At 60.6% G+C, this 18,342-nt stretch carries 14 protein-coding genes; 3 read left to right on the forward strand and 11 right to left on the reverse strand.

The window, feature by feature from the left end:
• Window positions 1-174: 174 nt before the first annotated feature.
• From J4F42_07425 to J4F42_07450, 6 genes are all read right to left on the reverse strand, one after another.
• A complete protein-coding gene (locus tag J4F42_07425) occupies window positions 175-1,419 on the reverse strand; it encodes an O-antigen ligase family protein (GenBank protein ID MCE2485327.1) in 1,245 nt (414 codons plus the stop codon).
• 9 nt (window positions 1,420-1,428) lie between these two features.
• Window positions 1,429-2,895: a sugar transferase gene (locus J4F42_07430; GenBank protein MCE2485328.1), complete on the reverse strand. Its 1,467-nt coding sequence runs from the start codon at window positions 2,893-2,895 to the stop codon at window positions 1,429-1,431.
• The gene (locus J4F42_07435; protein ID MCE2485329.1) at window positions 2,892-3,713 is read right to left on the reverse strand and encodes a glycosyltransferase family 2 protein; all 822 of its coding nucleotides are present in this window, start codon (window positions 3,711-3,713) and stop codon (window positions 2,892-2,894) included. The genes J4F42_07430 and J4F42_07435 overlap by 4 nt, the downstream gene beginning before the upstream one ends.
• 56 nt (window positions 3,714-3,769) lie before the next feature.
• Window positions 3,770-4,732 (reverse strand): glycosyltransferase family 2 protein, encoded by a 963-nt coding sequence (locus J4F42_07440; protein ID MCE2485330.1) that lies wholly within the window; start codon window positions 4,730-4,732, stop codon window positions 3,770-3,772.
• A gap of 197 nt (window positions 4,733-4,929) precedes the next feature.
• Window positions 4,930-5,085 carry a DUF2283 domain-containing protein gene (locus tag J4F42_07445; protein ID MCE2485331.1) on the reverse strand — a complete coding sequence of 52 codons (156 nt, stop codon included), beginning with the start codon at window positions 5,083-5,085 and terminating at the stop codon, window positions 4,930-4,932.
• 154 nt (window positions 5,086-5,239) lie between these two features.
• Complete coding sequence (locus J4F42_07450) at window positions 5,240-6,577, reverse strand: glycosyltransferase family 4 protein (protein ID MCE2485332.1); 1,338 nt, start codon at window positions 6,575-6,577, stop codon at window positions 5,240-5,242.
• Between the two features lie 182 nt (window positions 6,578-6,759).
• Here J4F42_07450 and J4F42_07455 point away from each other — a divergent pair, with 182 nt between their 5' ends.
• The 3 genes from J4F42_07455 (at window position 6,760) to J4F42_07465 (ending at window position 10,713) form a co-directional block, all read left to right on the forward strand.
• Window positions 6,760-7,026 (forward strand): hypothetical protein, encoded by a 267-nt coding sequence (locus J4F42_07455; protein MCE2485333.1) that lies wholly within the window; start codon window positions 6,760-6,762, stop codon window positions 7,024-7,026.
• A 131-nt stretch (window positions 7,027-7,157) separates the two neighbouring features.
• Window positions 7,158-8,510: a class I SAM-dependent methyltransferase gene (locus J4F42_07460; protein MCE2485334.1), complete on the forward strand. Its 1,353-nt coding sequence runs from the start codon at window positions 7,158-7,160 to the stop codon at window positions 8,508-8,510.
• 4 nt (window positions 8,511-8,514) lie between these two features.
• The gene (locus J4F42_07465; protein ID MCE2485335.1) at window positions 8,515-10,713 is read left to right on the forward strand and encodes a sulfatase-like hydrolase/transferase; all 2,199 of its coding nucleotides are present in this window, start codon (window positions 8,515-8,517) and stop codon (window positions 10,711-10,713) included.
• 34 nt (window positions 10,714-10,747) lie between these two features.
• On the opposite strand, the gene J4F42_07470 is transcribed toward J4F42_07465, so the two are convergent.
• The 5 genes from J4F42_07470 to J4F42_07490 form a co-directional block, all read right to left on the reverse strand.
• Entirely contained in the window at window positions 10,748-12,301 is a 1,554-nt protein-coding gene (locus J4F42_07470; GenBank protein ID MCE2485336.1) for a hypothetical protein, read from the reverse strand.
• A 240-nt stretch (window positions 12,302-12,541) separates the two neighbouring features.
• Window positions 12,542-13,228, reverse strand: a complete 687-nt coding sequence (locus J4F42_07475; GenBank protein ID MCE2485337.1) for a class I SAM-dependent methyltransferase — start codon at window positions 13,226-13,228, stop codon at window positions 12,542-12,544.
• The gene (locus J4F42_07480) at window positions 13,225-15,558 is read right to left on the reverse strand and encodes a glycosyltransferase (protein MCE2485338.1); all 2,334 of its coding nucleotides are present in this window, start codon (window positions 15,556-15,558) and stop codon (window positions 13,225-13,227) included. The genes J4F42_07475 and J4F42_07480 overlap by 4 nt, the downstream gene beginning before the upstream one ends.
• Window positions 15,551-18,019 (reverse strand): glycosyltransferase, encoded by a 2,469-nt coding sequence (locus tag J4F42_07485; GenBank protein MCE2485339.1) that lies wholly within the window; start codon window positions 18,017-18,019, stop codon window positions 15,551-15,553. Before J4F42_07485 ends, J4F42_07480 begins: the two co-directional genes overlap by 8 nt.
• 25 nt (window positions 18,020-18,044) lie before the next feature.
• The coding region (locus J4F42_07490; GenBank protein MCE2485340.1) for a hypothetical protein at window positions 18,045-18,342 on the reverse strand (298 nt) is incomplete at its 5' end.

An 18,342-nucleotide genomic window follows, 5' to 3' on the forward strand; every position in this document is an offset into this window, starting at 1 on the left:
CACCATACCGACGCGCACCACCAGCGGCAAGGGGAGCGGTAGGGGCGGGTTTCAAACCCGCCCCCTACCCGCCCGGCCATTTGTATCACACGTTGCCGAAAGGGAGCTTGTAGGGGCAACCTGTGTTTCCTATCTTTGCCCTTTGCGTTTTGACTTTTGCCATTTGAGTTTTCTTCACTCCCCGGTCCACCGCTCCAGGCGCAGCAACACGCCGACCAGCGCCCACAGCACAATCACCACCTCGGCATCGCCGAAATTGTGCTGCGTCAGCCCGCCGACGAGAAAGCCGACAAGGCCGAGCACAATACCCAGGGCATAGCTCTTGAGGGGCTCGACCGACAGCCCGGTATAGATCCGCCAGCCCCTGCCCAGGATGACCGCCATCAGGGCTAGAAAGGCGACGAGTCCCAGCCACCCGCCATCAACCCATAGCTGGAGGAAGGTGTTGTGGGCGTGGGCGTCGGTGTCGGCCTCAGGATAGGGGGCGTAGTAGGGCTCCCGAAAGCGCTTGTAGTTGCCGTAGCCCCAGCCGAACAGCGGCCGGTCGGCAATCATGTCGATATTGGCCTGCCAGATCCGGCTCCGGGCCAGGTTGGTGGCCGCGTTCAGATCAAAAACCTGGGCGGCCCGCTCCCGTACGCCGTCTCCGGCACCGAGCAGCAACACCCCGCACACGACAATCCCCCCGGCCACCCCCGGCAGGGCGCGGCGGCCGCGCACCACACCGCAGCCCAGGAGCACACAGCCATAGGCGATCCACACCCCCCGGGTCAGGGAGAACAGCAGGGCAAACACCATCAGGCCCCAGCCAAACCACAGCCCGGCCCTCTTCCACCGGCTGTACGCCGGACCAAACAGCAGGGCTGTGACCAGGGACAGCGGGAACAGCAGGTTGTGGGCGTAGGTGATGCCCGACGGAAAAAGCCCGGCGGTCCGAAAGCCCGCTCCGTCGCCCAGCCAGACAGGGTCGAGCCTGGCCGGTTTGCCGACCAGCTGACGCGCCAGATCGAGGCCGGTGTAGTGCTGGACAATGCCGTAGGCGGCCAGCCCGGCCGCGGTTATCACCACGAGCCCGAGCAGCCGTTCTGCGGTGTGACGGCTGTCCACCAAGACGTAAGCAACAAAAAAGGCACCGACCAGCCACAGCTTGCGATACGCGGACAGGGAATGCAGCGGGTCCGGACCGAGCAGGCTCGACACCAGCAGCGCGCCGAAGAACAGCCCCAGGGCCGGGTCGAGCGTGGTGAACGGGACACGACGCGTCCGCCAGCAGTGGTACGCGCCAAGGCCCAGCAGCAGGCCGAGCAGGGTCTGTTGGATCGCCACCGAGGTGCACAGACCGATAAAGAACAGCCCCAAAACGGCGGAAAGAACGCGCCCCCATCGCTCTTCCCAACCCGCGCCTGTGCCGTCTCCCACCCTGTCCCCTCACACACCCCGTCGGGAGAGGACGATCTTGACCGTATCGCTCAGGATCCGCAGATCGAGCCAGACCGAGTAGTTATACATGTAGGCCAGATCGTACTTGAGCTTGTACTCCGGGCTGGTGTGATACTCGCCGTTGACCTGGGCCAGACCGGTCAGGCCGGGTTTGACCTGCAAGCGCTCGGCATAGCCCGGGACGCTGTGCAGGAATTCGTGGGCAAACTCCGGCCGCTCGGGGCGGGGTCCAACCAGACTCATGCTGCCGTTCAGCACATTCCACAGCTGGGGGAGTTCGTCGATGCGGCTCTCGCGCAGGAAACGGCCGAGCCGGGTGACCCGCGGATCGCTGGAGCTGGCCAGCACGGGGCCGGTGTGTTCCTCGGCCCCGTCCACCATGGTCCGCAGTTTGTACAGGGTGAATTCCTCGCCGCCTCTGCCGACCCGCCGCTGGTGGTACACGATCGGTCCCGAGGAGGTGGCGGCAATGCCGACTGCGGCCAGCCCCAGGACGGGCAGGCTTAAGACCAGCAACAGCGCCGCAATACAGCGGTCGAGCGCGGCCTTGAGCAGGAAGGCCAGACTGTGGTGCGGCCCTTTGATCGCCTCGACCAGGGGCATATCGTGCAGGCGCACCGAGGTCAGCCGTCCAACCAGAATATCGTAGACCGAGGGCACGACCAGAACCCGTGGGCGCCCGGTGGTGTGATACGGCGACACGGAGGCGTTGTCGGTCTGCCGGGCCGGCACGCTGAGCAGGCGCTCCACAAAGGTATCTTTCCAGGTCGTCGAGGCCAGCAGGATGATATCATCGACCGGACAGTCCTGGACAATGCGCTCAAGCTCGGTGGCATCTCCCAGCCAGGGCAGGTCAAACTCTTCCAGTCCGGCGGCGTCCTCGTGCCGGGCGGGCAGTCCGTCCAGTCCGCTCAGCCCCACCAGCCCGACAACGTGCAGCGCGGGCAGCGGGCGCACGGTCCGCAAGACCTCCAGAAAGGGGCGCATCTCCCCGGGGGCGCCGACCAGCAGAATCTGTACGGGATGGGCGCGGCCCAGCCGACGCAGCAGGCCGAGACGCAGCAGGCCGATCATCAGCGCGTTAAGGAGCCAGAACAGCACCAGGACCGAGCGGGGGAAAAAGACCTCGCCCCGAAAAAAATACCAGGCTGTGGTCAGCAGCAGCTGCAAGCCGGTGGCGACCAGAGCGCGGGGCATGACCCGGCCCCGCAGCTGCAAGACGTGCAGGTCGTACAGGCTGAAGAAGTACAGCACGAGCCCCTGGGTGGCGAGCAGAAACAGCAGGGGATGCGACACCTCGACGAGACGTTCGGCCGGCAGCAAATCGGCCGTGAACGGCACGGGCAGGGTCAGACGCAGGGCAAAGGCCGCCCCGTACGCTCCGCCGACACACACCAGGTCGGCCAGTACCAGCCCGAGCAGAAAGGCTTGGTGTCGGAGCGTGTAGTTTCTCACCCGCACTCTCCAGACGGTGCGGCCCGGCGGGATGTGGCGAGCCGCGCGTACAGCCGCCGACGGGACAGCAGGTAGCCGTGCTTCCAGAAAAAATAGCCCAGCCCCAGCCCGTGCTTCCAGGTCAGGCCGGATCGCAGCGAGCGGGTCACCCGCCGCTCCTTATGCACGACGACCGCGCCAGGGTTATACACCACCCGCCAGCCGGCCTGTTGCAGCCGCAGACACAGGTCGATGTCCTCCGGGCCATAGAAGATGCGCTCGTCAAACAGCCCCACCTCGTGCAGAGCCCGGCGCCGAATGACCTGGCAGGCACCGATCACATAATCCACGGCCCGAACCGTCCGGTGGTCCCAGTCCGCCATTTCCACCGCGCGCGTCAGCCGCCGGGCCGCCGGCAGCCGCCGGGCCAGCTTATCGACCAGGGTCGGAAAGCGCCGGCACGACAGCTGCAAGTCCCCCTCGGCCGTGGTCAGACGCGGACCGCACAGACCGACCTCGGGCCGGGCGTCCATATAGGCGACCAGGCGGTCCAGCGCCCCCGGCTCAACCACGGTGTCGTCGTCCAGGATCACGACATACTCTCCAGCCGCCAAGCGTATGCCCTGGTTGCGAGCCGGAGCAACCCCCCGGTTGTGGGGGTTGCGTATCAGCCGCGCCGTGGGACAGGTGTGTTGCACGAGTCCAGGGGTCTGATCCCGCGAGCCGTTATCGACCACAATCACCTCGTGGCTCAGCCTCACACCCTCGGCCAGCGAGGCCAGGCAGGCCACGATCTCAGGCACCGAATTCCAGGTCAGGATGATGATCGAGACTTTCATGCTCATGCCGTCCGGGACCAAGGCGAACGATGCTGACCATAAGAAAAGAGCATCGTTCAGCCCGCCCAGCGCTTGGTTGATCGAAAGGGACGGTACAGCCGGTAGAAACCGCCCCGCCTGAGGCGTCCCCAGGCCCACAGCCGGGCCAAGCCACGGATAGCCAAGGCCAAAAGCGCCAGCCCGTACTCAGGCCACGTCATCCGACGCACAAACTCGGCCCACGGATAGGCGGCGACCGGGCCGGGTTCGAGCAGGCCGGCGTGGTGACGCCGGAGCTGTATCTTGCCCGCCTCGGTCCGTACCCGCTCGGCAAAATAATCGTTCCAGGTCCGGGGCAGGACAAAGAATACCCGAGCCTGCATGTGCTTGCGGACATGAGACTTTCCGACCGCCACCGTCAACCAGGCGTCTTCCAGCAGCAGGTCTTCGGGCAGCGGAGAGATCAGGGCGTCCCTGCGGATCATGAACAGGCGGCCGCCGGCATTGCCGAAGTCGAAGCGGTACGGCAGCGCCCCCATCCGGCTCCACAGGCCGACCTGGGCGTCCACAACCGGGACTTCCCGGGCCGCCACCAGCCGCGCCTGGGCGTCGTTTTGCAGCTGGGCGTACAGCCGGGCCAAGGCGTCAGGCGCAACCCGGACATCGGCGTCGCAGAACGCCAGCAGGTCGCCGCGCGCCCGGCGCCACAAGGCGTTCATGGCCCGGGGCTTGCCGCGCCAGTCCGCCGCCAGGACGACGCACCGCAGCCCAGCGGCGGCTTGGGGGGCGCGTTCCTGAGCCGAGGACAGGTCGATCTCGTCAAGTGAGACGGCGTGGCGGGTACAGAACTCGCGCACCGCCTGCAACGGCGGGGACTCCTGACCGGCGGTCACGCCGTTCAGGCAGATCAGGATTTCCCGCAGGCAGGCGGACGGCAGCTCGGGCGATCGGCAGGCCGCCAACAGGCTGTCGAGGGTACTGCCCAGATCCGGCTCATCGGCCCGGCACGGAATGGCGAGGGAGAGGGTTTTCTCGATCATCGTGAGGGGGAAAACGCCCTAGCGCGTTTCACGTTAGGCTGTAGCCCTGCTGTTCCGCTCTCGTCCTGCCGGACGTAATCCGGCAGCCCTGCTTCGACTTCGCTCCGCTACGCTCAGCACGAACGGGAGGCCGTTGGGCCTGAGCGTCAGGCGCAGCGCGCCTGAAGTCGAAGGGCGACACAGCATCGTGAAGTACTCTAGCCGGCCTTCTTGATATCCGGGCTGGCCGCTCTGTCTTCGCTTTCCCGCCGCTCCCCGAGCGCCTGCTCGGTGATGTCTCGCGTCTCCTCTATCAGGGCATCGGAGAACTCGACGTAGAGGATGTCCCCGTCTGGGTAATACTGGAGCTTCATGTCTGCCTCCTGCCTCATTATGGTGTGAAACCCCGATCAAAGAAAGCGTTGAAGACAGTCTCGTTGTCGGATTCCAATACAACCGGTCGGGTCGTTGACGACGATCCCGAAAGTAGGGGTGAAACTTCATCCTCGACAATTTCTCTGTCCCGCGTCAGGGCACCAGACGCCGATAGTGTTGGGTGAGCAGCGCGGCGTCTTCGGCAATTGAGCGGACGGCCGGAAACGCCTGCGAGAGTCGGGGTACCAGATCCGGTTCCGTGATGCAGCGGGCAATCTGGCGGCGCAGGTCAGTCACATCGCGGGCCTGAAACAACAGGCCGTCCACCCCGTCCCGGACCCACTCGCGCATCCCGCCAAAGTCGGCGGTAATCACCGGAGTCCGAGCCAGGAAGGCTTCCCGAATGACGAGCGGGGCATTTTCATACCAGATCGAGGGCATGACCACGACATCAATGCCGGCCAGAATGCGGCCGATGTCCTGGTTGTCATAGCGGCCCATGTAGCGAATATGGGGCGAGCTAGCCAGCTGCGAGCGAAAGCGCCGCTCGTTCGGATACAGCGCATACGCGGCCTCCCCGCCGTAGATACGCAGGTCGGCCTGGGGCAGAGTCTGGAAGGCTTCGACCAGCAGATCGACGCCTTTGACCGGGTCCACGACGCCGATATAGGCAAAGGTCAGGCGTTCTTTTGGGGCGGTTTTTTCGACGCCTTGGAGATGCGCCGTTTGCAGGCCGCACTCGTGAAAGACGATTTGCTCTTCCGGTATGCCAAACGCCACAAACTGCTGGCGCAGGAAACGCGACGGGGCCAGAAACAGCGCGACCGACTCGCACAGCGCGCGGATGTGAGCCATGCGCGCCCGGATCTGATCTTGGGCAGCGGGCGAGACCGACCGCGACGCGGCGCGCGCGGCGTTCAGCCGCCGCAGCCGCGTCCTGAGCCACGAGTTCTGGCCCAGCAGCGGTTGCAGCAGGCGATGGAGCCGGGACAGCCTGGGGTCGAGCACATGGCTGAAGCACTGGGCGCAGCCGGCGTCGGTCTGGCCGGGGCACACCGACAGGTCGGGTTTCAGAAACCGGCCGCGCTGGCAGATCAGCCAGTAGTCGTGCAGCGTCATGACCACCGGGATCGCGCGCCGCACGGCCTCGTCAATGCAGGTCGTGGACAGATACATCAGATGCTGGACATGGACGATGTCCGGGGCAAAGCGGTCCAGCAGCGCGCCGAAATGGGCGGCAAGCGTGTCATTCCGATACGTCCGGACAAAGCTGCCGCTTTCTAGCAGAGTATTGTTGACGCGGGTGATCTCGACCTGCCCGACCGTCGTTGTTTCCAGCATGTACTCGGGTTGCTGCGGGCGGGCGCAGCGGGAAAAGACCGAGACCGCATGTCCCTGCCGGGCCAGCTCTTCTGCCAGCGCAGCGGCATAGGTTTCCGTCCCCCCCAAAGCCTCGGGCGGCAAGCCGTTGACAAGCTGGACAATACGCATTTCCTACCGCCTCTCTCAAGCGTCTCTTCACACCTGCGGCCTCTTGCTGCCATGCCCCAATCCCATCTCCCGGAGAGAAGAACTCCCGGCATGAGCGTACCGCCTCGGCCTGCTTGAGAAAGCGTCCCATATCAGATACGAACAGGCAAGCGGCAGAGTTCTGGGCAGCAGGAGTATGATGCATGCAAAAGATCGGTTATGGCGCTCTGAGTTTCCTTCTCCTCAGTCTGATAGCCCCCCCTGCGGCATTTGCCTATCTCGATCCGGGCAGCGGCAGCATGCTGCTCCAACTCGTCCTCGGCGGACTGGCCGGCCTGGCGGTAATCGCCAAGCTCTACTGGCACCGTCTGCTCGGCCTCCTTGGCATGCATTCCCAACAAGAGGAGAGCGATTCGGACACGGAGACGGCCTCTCTCACTCCCTCGCCCCCCCCTGACAAGCCACACTAGAAGAGAGCGGACACCAGCAACCTCGTCTCCCCTTTTCGCCCATCCAGACCCGTATCAGCATGGTAGCCTCTCACTCTGAGCCGGGTTCATTCCGTGACCGCACCAGCCGCGTCTTTTATCAGAACGGCGCGGTGCTCCGCGGTCTGGATGCGCATGCCGCCCAGGAGTGGGCCGTTCTCAAGACCGAGCCATTTTTCCAGCAGTTCATGGCCGAGGGGAAAATTGTTCATACCGAGCAGCTTGAGCCTTTAAGCTCTTCACCCGACGCCGGGCGAGGTGATGAGCACTGGTGTGTGATTCTCACACACCAGACCATTCCCTTTATTTCCTACCCCTACGAATGGCCGTTCGGCATGTTACAGGCTGCTGCGCTGCTGACCCTTGAACTCCAGGCCGCCGCGCTGGGCGCCGACATGACCCTCAAAGACGCCACCCCGTTCAACGTCCAATGGTCCGGCAGCCGACCGGTCTTTATTGATATCCCCTCGTTCGAGCGTCTGCGGCCCGGCGAGCCCTGGGTCGGCTACCGCCAGTTCTGTCAGCTTTTCCTCTACCCGCTTTTTCTGCAAGCCTACAAAGACCTGCCCTTTCAGCCCTGGCTGCGGGGCAATTTGGACGGCATTGAGCCGGCCCAGTGCGCCCAACTCATGTCGCTCAGAGACATGCTCAGACCGGGCGTGCTGTCGCATGTCGTCCTCCAGGCAAAAGCCGAGGCGTCATATGCCCGGACCGAGCGCAACCTCAAGAAAGACTTACGCCAGGCCGGTTTCCACAAGACACTCATCCAGGCCAATGTCAGCCGGCTGCAAAAACAGGTGGCCAAACTGGCCTGGCAGCAGACACGCTCAACCTGGTCCGGCTACACGGACGCCCTGCCCTATACGGACAGCGAGATCGCCCAAAAAGCCGACTTCGTGCGGCGCGTCAGCCACAGCCGGCGCTGGAATCTGGTCTGGGACCTGGGCTGTAACACCGGGACGTTTTCGCGCATTGCCGCAGAAAATGCTGAATACGTGCTGGCGATGGACATCGACGCGCTGGTGATCGAGCGCCTGTATCGTGCGCTCAAGCAAGACCAGTCTCCCAATATCCTGCCCCTTATCAGCAATGTGGCCGACCCTGCTCCGAATCTCGGCTGGCGCGGGCTGGAACGCAAGGCGCTGGTCGAACGCGGCCGGCCCGACCTGACTCTGTGTCTGGCCTTGCTTCACCATGTGGTCATCAGCGCGCATATTCCGCTCAGGGAATTCATCTCGTGGCTGGCGAGTCTCGGCACGGCGCTGGTGATTGAGTTCGTCACCCGCGACGACCCCATGGTCCAGACCCTGCTGCGCCACAAGGCCGACCACTATACCGACTATGACCTGGCGTATTTCGAGCGCTGTCTGGCCGACGCCTTTGAGCTTGAACAGCAGGAAACACTCGAGAGCGGGACACGCAGGCTCTACTACGCGCGGAGCAAACGCCAAGTTATGAGACGATAAGAATATGGGTCTCGCACCTCAGTCTCTCCACCCTCATAGTGTGAAAGCGGACTTTCTTTTCCGCGGTCTGCACCTCCTTGTTCTGTGGAACTTCGCGGTCGCTCAACCGCTCTTTGATCTCTTCTCCCGCACCGCTGAATTCTTTGTCCTCCGTCAATCGCCACCGCTCGACATTGTCCTGTTCGCCATCCTCCTCAGTGTTGTTGCTCCGGCTCCGGGCGTGCTTATTGTCTGGGGAATTCGTGTCGTTCATGTGGGTTTGGGCGCAGGGCTGCATTTACTTCTGATCGGGGGCTTGTCTGCCATGCTTGCTCTCCAGGCATTGCAGATACTCCAGACGCTTGTTTCGGGCGTCGTCCTGATGCTGGGAGCCGGAGGGATCGGTCTTCTCGCGGGCGTCAGCTATCATAGGCTGCCTCTGGTCCGAACATTCTGCACGCTGCTCTCACCTGGAATTGCGCTCTTCCCAACCCTTTTTCTCTTTTTCTCTCCAGTCTCAACGCTGCTGTTCTCGTCGCCCGTTGAGATTGCTCAGGTGAAGATCAACGATCCGCCACCCATCGTACTGGTGATCTTTGATGAGTTTTCGTCAATCTCCCTGATGGATGAAAACCGTCAGATAGATGTACGGCGCTATCCAAATTTTGCCGCATTTGCAAAAGAGGCAACATGGTTCCGCAACGCCTCTACAATGAGTAGTTGGACCCCGCAGGCAGTGCCAGCAATTCTGACCGGGAGCTATCCCCTTCCGAATCGGCTGCCAACCGTATCCGGGTATCCGCGGAATATCTTCACGCTGCTCGGCGGGACCTATGCCGTCCAGGCCCACGGCACCATTACGGAATTATGTCCGCATGAATTATGCGCTCAGCTCCGAGAGCCCTGGAGCGGACGTATGCAGGCCCTCTTTTCGGATGTCGGCATCGTCTATCTGCACCTCCTCCTGCCGGAAGATCAGAAATCCGGCTTGCCTTCACTCCAGGCACGCTGGAAAGATTTTGGGGGCGGCCCTGCTCTGGCATCTCCGGCTGAAGAGCGTCAGATTCCCGCTCATGTGTGGAAAGCCCTTCAAGATTCGCTCCTAGCACAGCTAGACCTGCGCTTGGATCGACCCCAGATATTTCGCAGTTTTCTCCGCGCTATTCGACCGACACCCCAGCCGACATTGCACTATCTGCATATTCTATTGCCCCACGTTCCTTATGAGTATCTTCGCTCAGGCCAGACCTACAGTGTAGATGGCGGCCACCCCGGAATCACGAAAGAAATTTGGAGTGGCGATGTGTGGGCCACTACCCAGAGTTATCAGCGCTATTTGCTGCAAGTCGGGTTCGTTGACACCCTCTTAGGGCAGTTAATCGCCCATCTTAAAGCCGCGGACCTGTACGAAAAATCTCTGATTGTCATTACGGCCGATCACGGTGTCAGCTTCCGCCCACACGACAACAGGCGCTCCGTCACAAAAACGAATTTCGCCGATATTATGGCCGTTCCTCTCTTTGTCAAGACACCATATCAATCACAAGGAGAAATCCGAGATCATAATGTGGAAACCGTTGATATCCTCCCTACTATAGCGGATGTCCTGGGAATCAAACTGCCCTGGTCGGTTGACGGCTATTCGGCATTTTCGCCCGAGCCGCGGGCGAGAACCGAGAAAGCGTCTTCTATTTCCACGCAAATCGCTCTGGATCAGTTTAACACCGCGGTCCGGGAAGCGGTCAGCAGACAGGCCGCCCTGTTCCCACCCGATGACCCGGTAGTGCCCCACGCTTCACCTCCGGGTCTCGTAGGACAGCGTGTCCAGGATATGCCTATGAGTGACGATGCCCAATTCGCAATCACGATCGATCAATTAAGGCATTTTGCTCAGGTCGATCCAGAAGCGCGGTTTCTCCCTACTCACATCACCGGCACACTCCACTCGGAAGAATTCAGATTCATCGCCCTGGCCCTCAACGGAACCGTGCGAGTCATCACTCGGCCCTGGTCCTTCGCGGTCAAAGGAAAAGACGGGCGCTGGTCGGCAATCCTTGACCCGCAGCTTTTCCGACCGGGTCAAAATACACTCGAAGCCTTTGCAGTGACGACACCGAGCAACCCAGGGTCCCTCGTCCGGGGCACGGGCTCCCCTCAGCATCTGCGAGTATTCCAGCCACAGACCGAGAAGCAGCAATATCTGCACGGGCAGGATGAGCCATAAGGGCCTGCCTGGGGGAGCCAGAGCAGATTCTCCTCTACCTCCTTGTTTCTTCCCTCAGGAAACCCTGAAAAAAATCGGATAGCTGTTTGAATGTAGAAACGTCCAGACGGCCGGACCAGTCAGAGGTATACAAGGAAAAATTACTGTGGTTGTCGTCGTTCGTCTCGTTCCCCAAGGACTCTCTCAGAGTGTAAATAAAAAACGCCTCAACGTAGTTGGCATGGAGGAACCGCGCCGGGACTTGCTCGAAAAAGGCTTCCCACTTGTCTTCCCAGAGAATAGCCCCGACCCCGTCCGGGAGCCCGGACGCGCGGTCATAGATGAAAATCTTCCAGGCCTTTGGAATTGACGCATTCGCCTTTCCACGTTTTTTTGTCGGAATCCCAAACTCGGTCACCCACAGGGCTTTGCCCGACAGCCCGTAGCTCTTCTCCCAGTCGGGCTCGGCAACCAAGGCGGCCAGCTCACGAATGAAGTCGAAGCGTTTGAAATAATCCCGGGCAAAGACGCGCGGATTCAGGGTGGTCCAATCTCTTCGCGGTCGAGCGTCAACGAACATCATATCGTGTATGTCATGTCTGGGCCAGTGATACGGGTGGATGGCGATTTTATCGACATACCGAAAGGTATCCGGATTGGCCCGGAACATCCGTACGAACCAATCGATATTCACATGGGTTACCGCAGAGGAGACGACGACCATAGACGCTCTCCCCCGTGAGATTTCATCTTTGGCAGCGAATGAAACGTGCTCATGCAGCTGTGCAAAAAACTTGACGTAGACATCAAATTTCGACCCCCAACGAAAATCTTTCAGAGGAGTCTCGACGGCAGGTAGGGGGAGAGATTGTTCCCGGTAAAAGCCATCTTTCCGGATGCATCCCTTACCCGGCAAGTCGTTTTCCGGGACCTGAGAGAGATGCAACTGGGTGATATATTTATCACACGGATACGCGTCTGGATTCAGCGCTTTTTCAATTTTCAGTTCGTCCGGCAGCCACATATAATCGGGCTCATTGATCATCTCAATCGCCGCAACAACCGGTAACATGGCGGGCGCTCCGTCTCGTGTATAGCCATACCCATAGCGCTGCACCAGCTTACGGACAAAGCGAATATGCATCTCCTGGTAAAGCCCCCGGACCTCCTCCCCGTTGGATGATTCGATGATCTCTGCCGGCGGGAAAGAAGTCAAAACTATAGTAACCAAGACGGCTGGGTGTGTCTTCGCCGGGTCGGCTGCCAACTCTGTATTGTACTTTTGGATGCCTGTCAGGAGAGCGTCCCACTGTTGCCAGTGCAAAGGCTGGCCAGTGGTGTCTTGATCCTTTTCCATTCCGGCCAAGCTGGCCCGTAAAAACGTCGAGATTTTCTTTATAGTTGCAGAGACCGTGTCACTGTCAATCTGATAGAGCGGTTTGTGGACCCGTGCTGTGGCCGACGGCAGCATCGAGCCGAGGACACTCCACATGTAGATCGGCACCCGCACCATATTCCCGCGCAACTTGGACGTATGTTGCGCCATCAGGTAGCCCTGCTTTTCAAGATAGGCCAACCGTTCGGCCTCGTTCGCAAAGACTTCCTCCACCTGCCAATCTGGTCCCATAACAGAGAACCCGACGTATCGCGGAGCGCTCTGGCCAGTCGGAAGAGGCGTCTCAGAGTGGCATACAGACGCGCCAACAAGAATCAGGAAAAAGAAGACGTACGGAAACACGCTTCCTCGCCGGGCGGCGTACCTGAGAGGGAAGAGCCAGGGCCGAGCATAAAAACGCCAGACGGTTTCCATACAGAACACTAACACAGTCATACTCCTGTCACGTGTGTTTTACCGGACCGACAGCCGCAACGTGTACGCATTACCATTCCAATTCGGCGCTCCGTCTTCGTGCTGAAACCCGGCCACTTCGCACATGGCTCTGAGTGCCTCAGCCGTCGGTAGCCACCACCAGGGGCCGAAATCTTCGAAGCTCCACCCCACCACCTCCCGTGTGAGGCCGAACGCCCCGTCTCCGACAACGCCCCGCCAATACGATTGCACAATCTCACGCTCACGTCCTTGCAAGGCCGGGATACACAGCATGGCCGCAGCGGGAAGCTCAAGAATCCCTTTTGCTCCTTCGACCCGAGTCGCCGTGACGGCTGAGGTGAGGACGAGGGCTTCGCGGGTTATTTTACGTAAGGCGCGTAAAAACCGCATTGGCTCAGGCATGTGATACAGCACCCCCGAGCAGTGCACCACGTCAAACTGCGGTCGGGGATCTGCCTCTACCAAGGTCAGAATGTCTGCGCTCACACACTCCACAGTCGGAAGCCGTAGCGTGCGCCGTCGCTGTTCAAACAGGGTCCACAACTCACTGTCCTCGGGCGAGACATCAATCATGGTCAGCGTGCGCGCACCGTGCATATGGGCAACGGAGACCTTCTCATTGGTCGTCCCCCACAGCCCGCCAACATCGGCGAACGATTTTTCAGCCACAACCTGACTGATATAGGTATCCCGTACATCCCTCATGGGGCTCCCTCGCGCAGTAAACGCCGTTTGAGACGATTTTTCAGGGATAATAGCCACGGACGTTTCGTCTTAAGCAGGGCGGTATACAACGGCAAGAACATCCGACGGACCGAAAAATACAACACCGTCCGCCAGGAATGGTCATACGTGGAGACGAGATGGGCGGGAATCAAGCTCGTTCCGGCACCCGCCGTTCGTGCAACTCTCTGCTCCCGTTCTTGCCAGAGCCAGTCCGTCACGGTTGTGATCCGTAAGTATTCCACCGCTTGCGTTGCACAGGCGCGACCGAGACCAACGCCAGGAACCAGCGCCGCTGCCGCTTCCCGTTCCTGTCGCGCCGCTTCATATGCGGCGAGGACTCTATCGGTCATGTGCTCAAGTCGGAAGTAGTCTTGAATACGCTGGCGCCCCTGCTGACCCATACGCTTCCGTTGTTCCGGCTCGTCCAGCAGTCGGGCCAGGACAGTCGCATACTGCCGGGCTTCGTCTTCTTCCGATCCACGACCAATCAGCACCCCGCATTCAGGTGTGACCAGTTCGGCCTGCCCGCTCACATCTGCTCCGACAACCGGCACCCCGCAGGCCATAGCTTCGTAGACCGAGAGCGCTATGCCTTCCCATTCGGAGGGGAGAAAGAAGATATCCGCAGCAGCAAGAAGATCCCGAATATCGTCATTGGGCAGTGCCCCAAGCAAGCGGACCCGTCGCCCCAGCCTGTTCTTGTGGATAAAGGTTTTGAGCCAATCAAAATCCGGCCCATCGCCGGCAACCATAAGCACGAAATCAGCGTTGGTTTGGGTGAGACGGAGCGCTGTCTGTGCCAGGACTTTCGGTTGTTTCTGGACACATAGACGCCCAACAAACACAATCAACGGTGTTGAGGCGGCAATATCATATTGCTGACGAGCACGCCGGCCCTGCTCGGAGTCGGGCCGCCAATAGTCGGAGTCGATATTCGTATAACACACCTGGATAGCGGCCGGGTCCGCGCCCCGCCCTGCCATCCAGGCTCTCAGATGTTCCGACGAAACCAAGCTGCGGTCAAGCGTTTCCTGGTAGGTGACCGACATCTGCGGATAGCCGCCATTCTTCCACGCCTCCTCCTCAATATGACAAAAATCAAGCAAGGGGAGCTTTGGAAAATGCGCTCGCAGATAGGGCAGGATGTGGTAGCCGAACTCGCTATGCGAGGTGAGCACGGCATCGATCTCTCGGCTCTGTATCAGATAGCGCAAAAAGCGCGGATAATCCGCAGGTCGAAGAAAATGGGACAAGATAAAAATATCAGGCGTACAGCGGGCAAATTGGGCCGCCCACGGATGATCGCCGCTGAGCGTAGTCGCTATGGTCACTTCCCAACCTCTCCGGACGAGTTGGCCAAGCAGATCAAGATTGAACTTGTCCGATCCGCCCATGGCCAGCCACGGCACCATCAGTAACAGACGCGGCTTCTCCTTGTGGAGTCGATTCTCCCACGGCAACGTGTCGGAGACGGCCTCATACGGCACAAGCGGCGCGGCTTGGGGAGCGGGGAAATCCTCCCAGAGACGCGGATAGCGCTGACGGAGTTTTTTCCGAAACGCAGCCTCGCGTTTCCCTCCATCCCAATTATCCCAGCGCTCATTGTGATTCGCTCGCCGCCGGTACCAGTCGAGATACTCCGGCAGCGTTGTCCCCCAATAATCCCGACTGGCGCAGCGCAGCCAGAAGTCCCAGTCTTCGAGTCCGCCCCGAATCGTTTCATCATAGCCGCCGACCGCCTGATGCACGCTGCGACGCAGCGCGCCGGTGATATCTACCAGATTCGATTCGAGGAAGACCTCATTGTTGTGGAAGCCCTGCCGCCACAAATACTCCCGGGCATCAAAGCCCACCGAGTAGCCTTTAACGAAGGCGTATTCCGGATGCGACTCTAGGAACCACAGCCATTTCTCTATGGCGGTCGGCTCAAGCAGGTTATCGCTGTCGAGTTGGACGACATACGACGCGCGGGCTTCTTGAAAGGCGCGGTTTCGCGCCGCACTCGGCCCCTGATTGGTCGGCAGGTCGATCACCCGAATCCGGGGATCGTCGCGGCGGCGGTATTCGTCCAGAACCGCCAGCGCCTCGGGCCGGGTCGAGCCGTCGTTGGCGATCAGCCATTCCCACTGCTGGAAGGACTGGCGGAAGACCGACCGTGCCGTCTCATGAAAAATCGTCCCGGTGTTGTAGAACGGCGTCACAATGCTCGCCGTCGGCGGGGCGGCCGGACCGGCCGGAGCATAGTTATAGGCCGGGCGGCGGTCCGAGGCCGGCGTATTCACGTAATCAGGCTTGTCTGGATCAATCATCAGGCTTGCTCTCTTTGTCTGGCAATTTCTGAGCGGGATTCACGATTTTCAACACCAAGCCCAGCCGTCCCCACATACTGCTTTGCCACTGACGTGTCTGCGCCTGCCAATGCTCGGCCTGCGCCTGCCAGGCCGCCCGCTGCTCTTCCAGCCATGCCTTGCCCCGCTCCAACTCGCCAATCCACGCCTGTTGCTCACGCCCCTGCTCTTCCAGCCACGCCTTACCTGTTTCGAGTTCTTCTATCCAGCCCTTGAGTTCACAAATCACGTCGTTCTGGGTCTCGGCAACATTCCGCCAACCGGCCAGTTGACCTTCCAGCCAGATTTTTCCGCGTTGGAGTTCCACAGCCCAATGACGCAGCGAATCGAGGGCGGTCAATGCGTCGTCAAGAACTGGGCCGTCGGAGTGCAGTCCCCGGTTATGGTATAGCAGGAGGCCGCGGCGAGCGGCTTTGGTGATTTCATCCACCCCGCGCTCGAATTGGTAGGCGTGCGAAGCGTTGCCGCCATGCCAGCGATGGCGGACCAGGGGACACACCAGAAAGCCAACCCGATACGTCAGGCACAGCCGGAGCCACATTGCATAATCACAGGCAAAGCCCAGGTTCTGGTCAAATCCGCCCTGTTCGAGCAGGGGGCGACGCCGGGCCAAGACGGTAGGTGCGCACACCCGGTTGCCATTGAGGAGTAAGGTCCGAAAATACTCCACCCCATCGAACACCATGTCTTCGGTCGCGTCCTCAATCCAGTCTGCAAAAGGGCTTGGGGCTGAGGCATCGACCAGCGTTTCCACCGCAGAATGGACAAAGCCGACCGTTTCATCCGCGCTCAGAAGCTGGACTTTGCGCTCTACATTTTCAGGGAGCATGACATCGTCCTGGTGAAAGACACACACGAACTCTCCACCGGCGAGTTCAAGGCAGCGGTTCCAATTGGCCGGGATGCCCAGCCGTTCCGGGTTCCGGTACAACTGTATTCTCGGGTCAGAAAATGACTGGACGATATCGAGCGTGGCGTCGGTTGAGCCGTCATCAACAATCAGGAGTTCAAAATCCTGATAAGTCTGGTTCAGAACGCTGCGCAGCGCCCCTTCAAGGTAATTCGCACCGTTATATGTAGGGAGACATACGCTCACCGCTCGTGTCGTTGTCCATTTTGGCCTCCCCTCTCCCGCTGGGAGGGGGCCAGGGTGAGGGCTTTCTTCCGTCGATTTGTCCCGCACGGCCTCATACACGGCCTCCATATCCTGAGCGTATGCCTGCGGGTCTCGGATTGGCGTTGAGGCTGGCGTGAGCTGTTCGCGCAACCGGGTGTCGGTTTGCAGTCGCTCCAGGCAGCGCCGCAGGTCGTCGGCGTTCTCGGGGTCAAACAGCAGGCCGTTCACTCCGTCCCGAATGGCTTCGGGTAATGCCCCACGCTTGGCGGCAATGACCGGCAGACCGGCCTGAAGCGCCTCCCGCGTAACCAGGGAAAAGGTTTCCTCGCATATGCTGGGGACGACCAGCACGTCGTGCCGGGCCAGAATGGCGCTCAATTCATCATGTGCATAGGGTCCACAAAAACGGATGGGCAGGTCTGCCGCGTCTGCCTCCAACTGATCGGCATACGCGTTCCAGACGGCCAGGCGGCCACCATACAGGGATACTGCAACGCTTCCGACCGGGAGCCCTTGCACTGCTTTGATGAGTACATGCGGGCCTTTATACGGCGCGAGCATGCCAATGCATAACACCCGGAGCGGATGCGGCTGCCGGGTGTTCCGTTCTTCTCGTTCGAGCTGTCGGCCGGGAACGATACCGGGGGCAACAACGTGAAGACGCGACTCCAGCACGGGGAAAATCTCCCGCATTCTGTCGGCCAGAAACCGGGACGGAACAATCACCCGCTGCGGAATATGAAGAAGTTGCTCAAAATAGGCGAAACGCCGGCGCGCCTCATCCGCGCTCGTCATCGACTCCAAGCAGGCTATACAGCGCTCACCCCGGTCTGGCCCCGGACACAGCCGGGCGTGGTTGTCTATCAGATAGTGACGGGAACAGGCAAAAAAGAAATCGTGCAGGCTGAGGACAACCGGATAGCCAAGCTGGGCCGGAACCTGGATCAGGCTGCCGGACAGATTCCCGAGATGCTGAATATGCACGATGTCGGGCCGGGCTTCGGTCAGGACTCGGTGGAATGCCTCGTCGAGAAACGGGTTGTTGTACTCCAGGCGGAAATGTGAGACATGGCTCAGATTGTTGACAACGCGCACCACACGCACTTCGGGCTCGTCTGCGTCAAGCTCATCGTCTCGCACCGAGAATTCCTCGGCCGCGGAGTCGGCCATCCGGGCAAAGACAGTCACCTGATGGCCCCGCTCCGCAAGCGCCCGAGTCAGGCTTGCGGTGAGCAGTTCTACCCCACCCCACTTCTGGGGCGGATAGCCGTGCACCACCTGGAGAATACGCATATCGAGTGCCATTTAATTGACTTCGTGCTTATTTGGATCAATCATCAGGCTTGCTCTCTTTGTCTGACAATTCCTGAGCAGGATTCACCAGTTTCAACCCCAGGCCCAGCCGTCCCCATGGACTACTCTGCCAATGGCGTGCCTGCGCCTGCCAGTGCTCGGCCTGCGCCTGCCACGCTACCCGCTGCTCTTCCAGCCACGCCTTGCCTTTCTCCAACTCGCCAATCCACGCCTGCTGCTCTTCCAGCCACGCCTTTTGCTCCTGTACCACCCGCTCACGCTCCTGCGCCTGCGCCTGCCACTCGGCCCGCTGCTCTTCCAACCACACCTTCCCC

The sequence above is a fragment of the Desulfurellaceae bacterium genome (assembly GCA_021296095.1).
In the GTDB taxonomy this organism is placed as follows: Bacteria; Desulfobacterota; Binatia; order Bin18; family Bin18; genus JAAXHF01.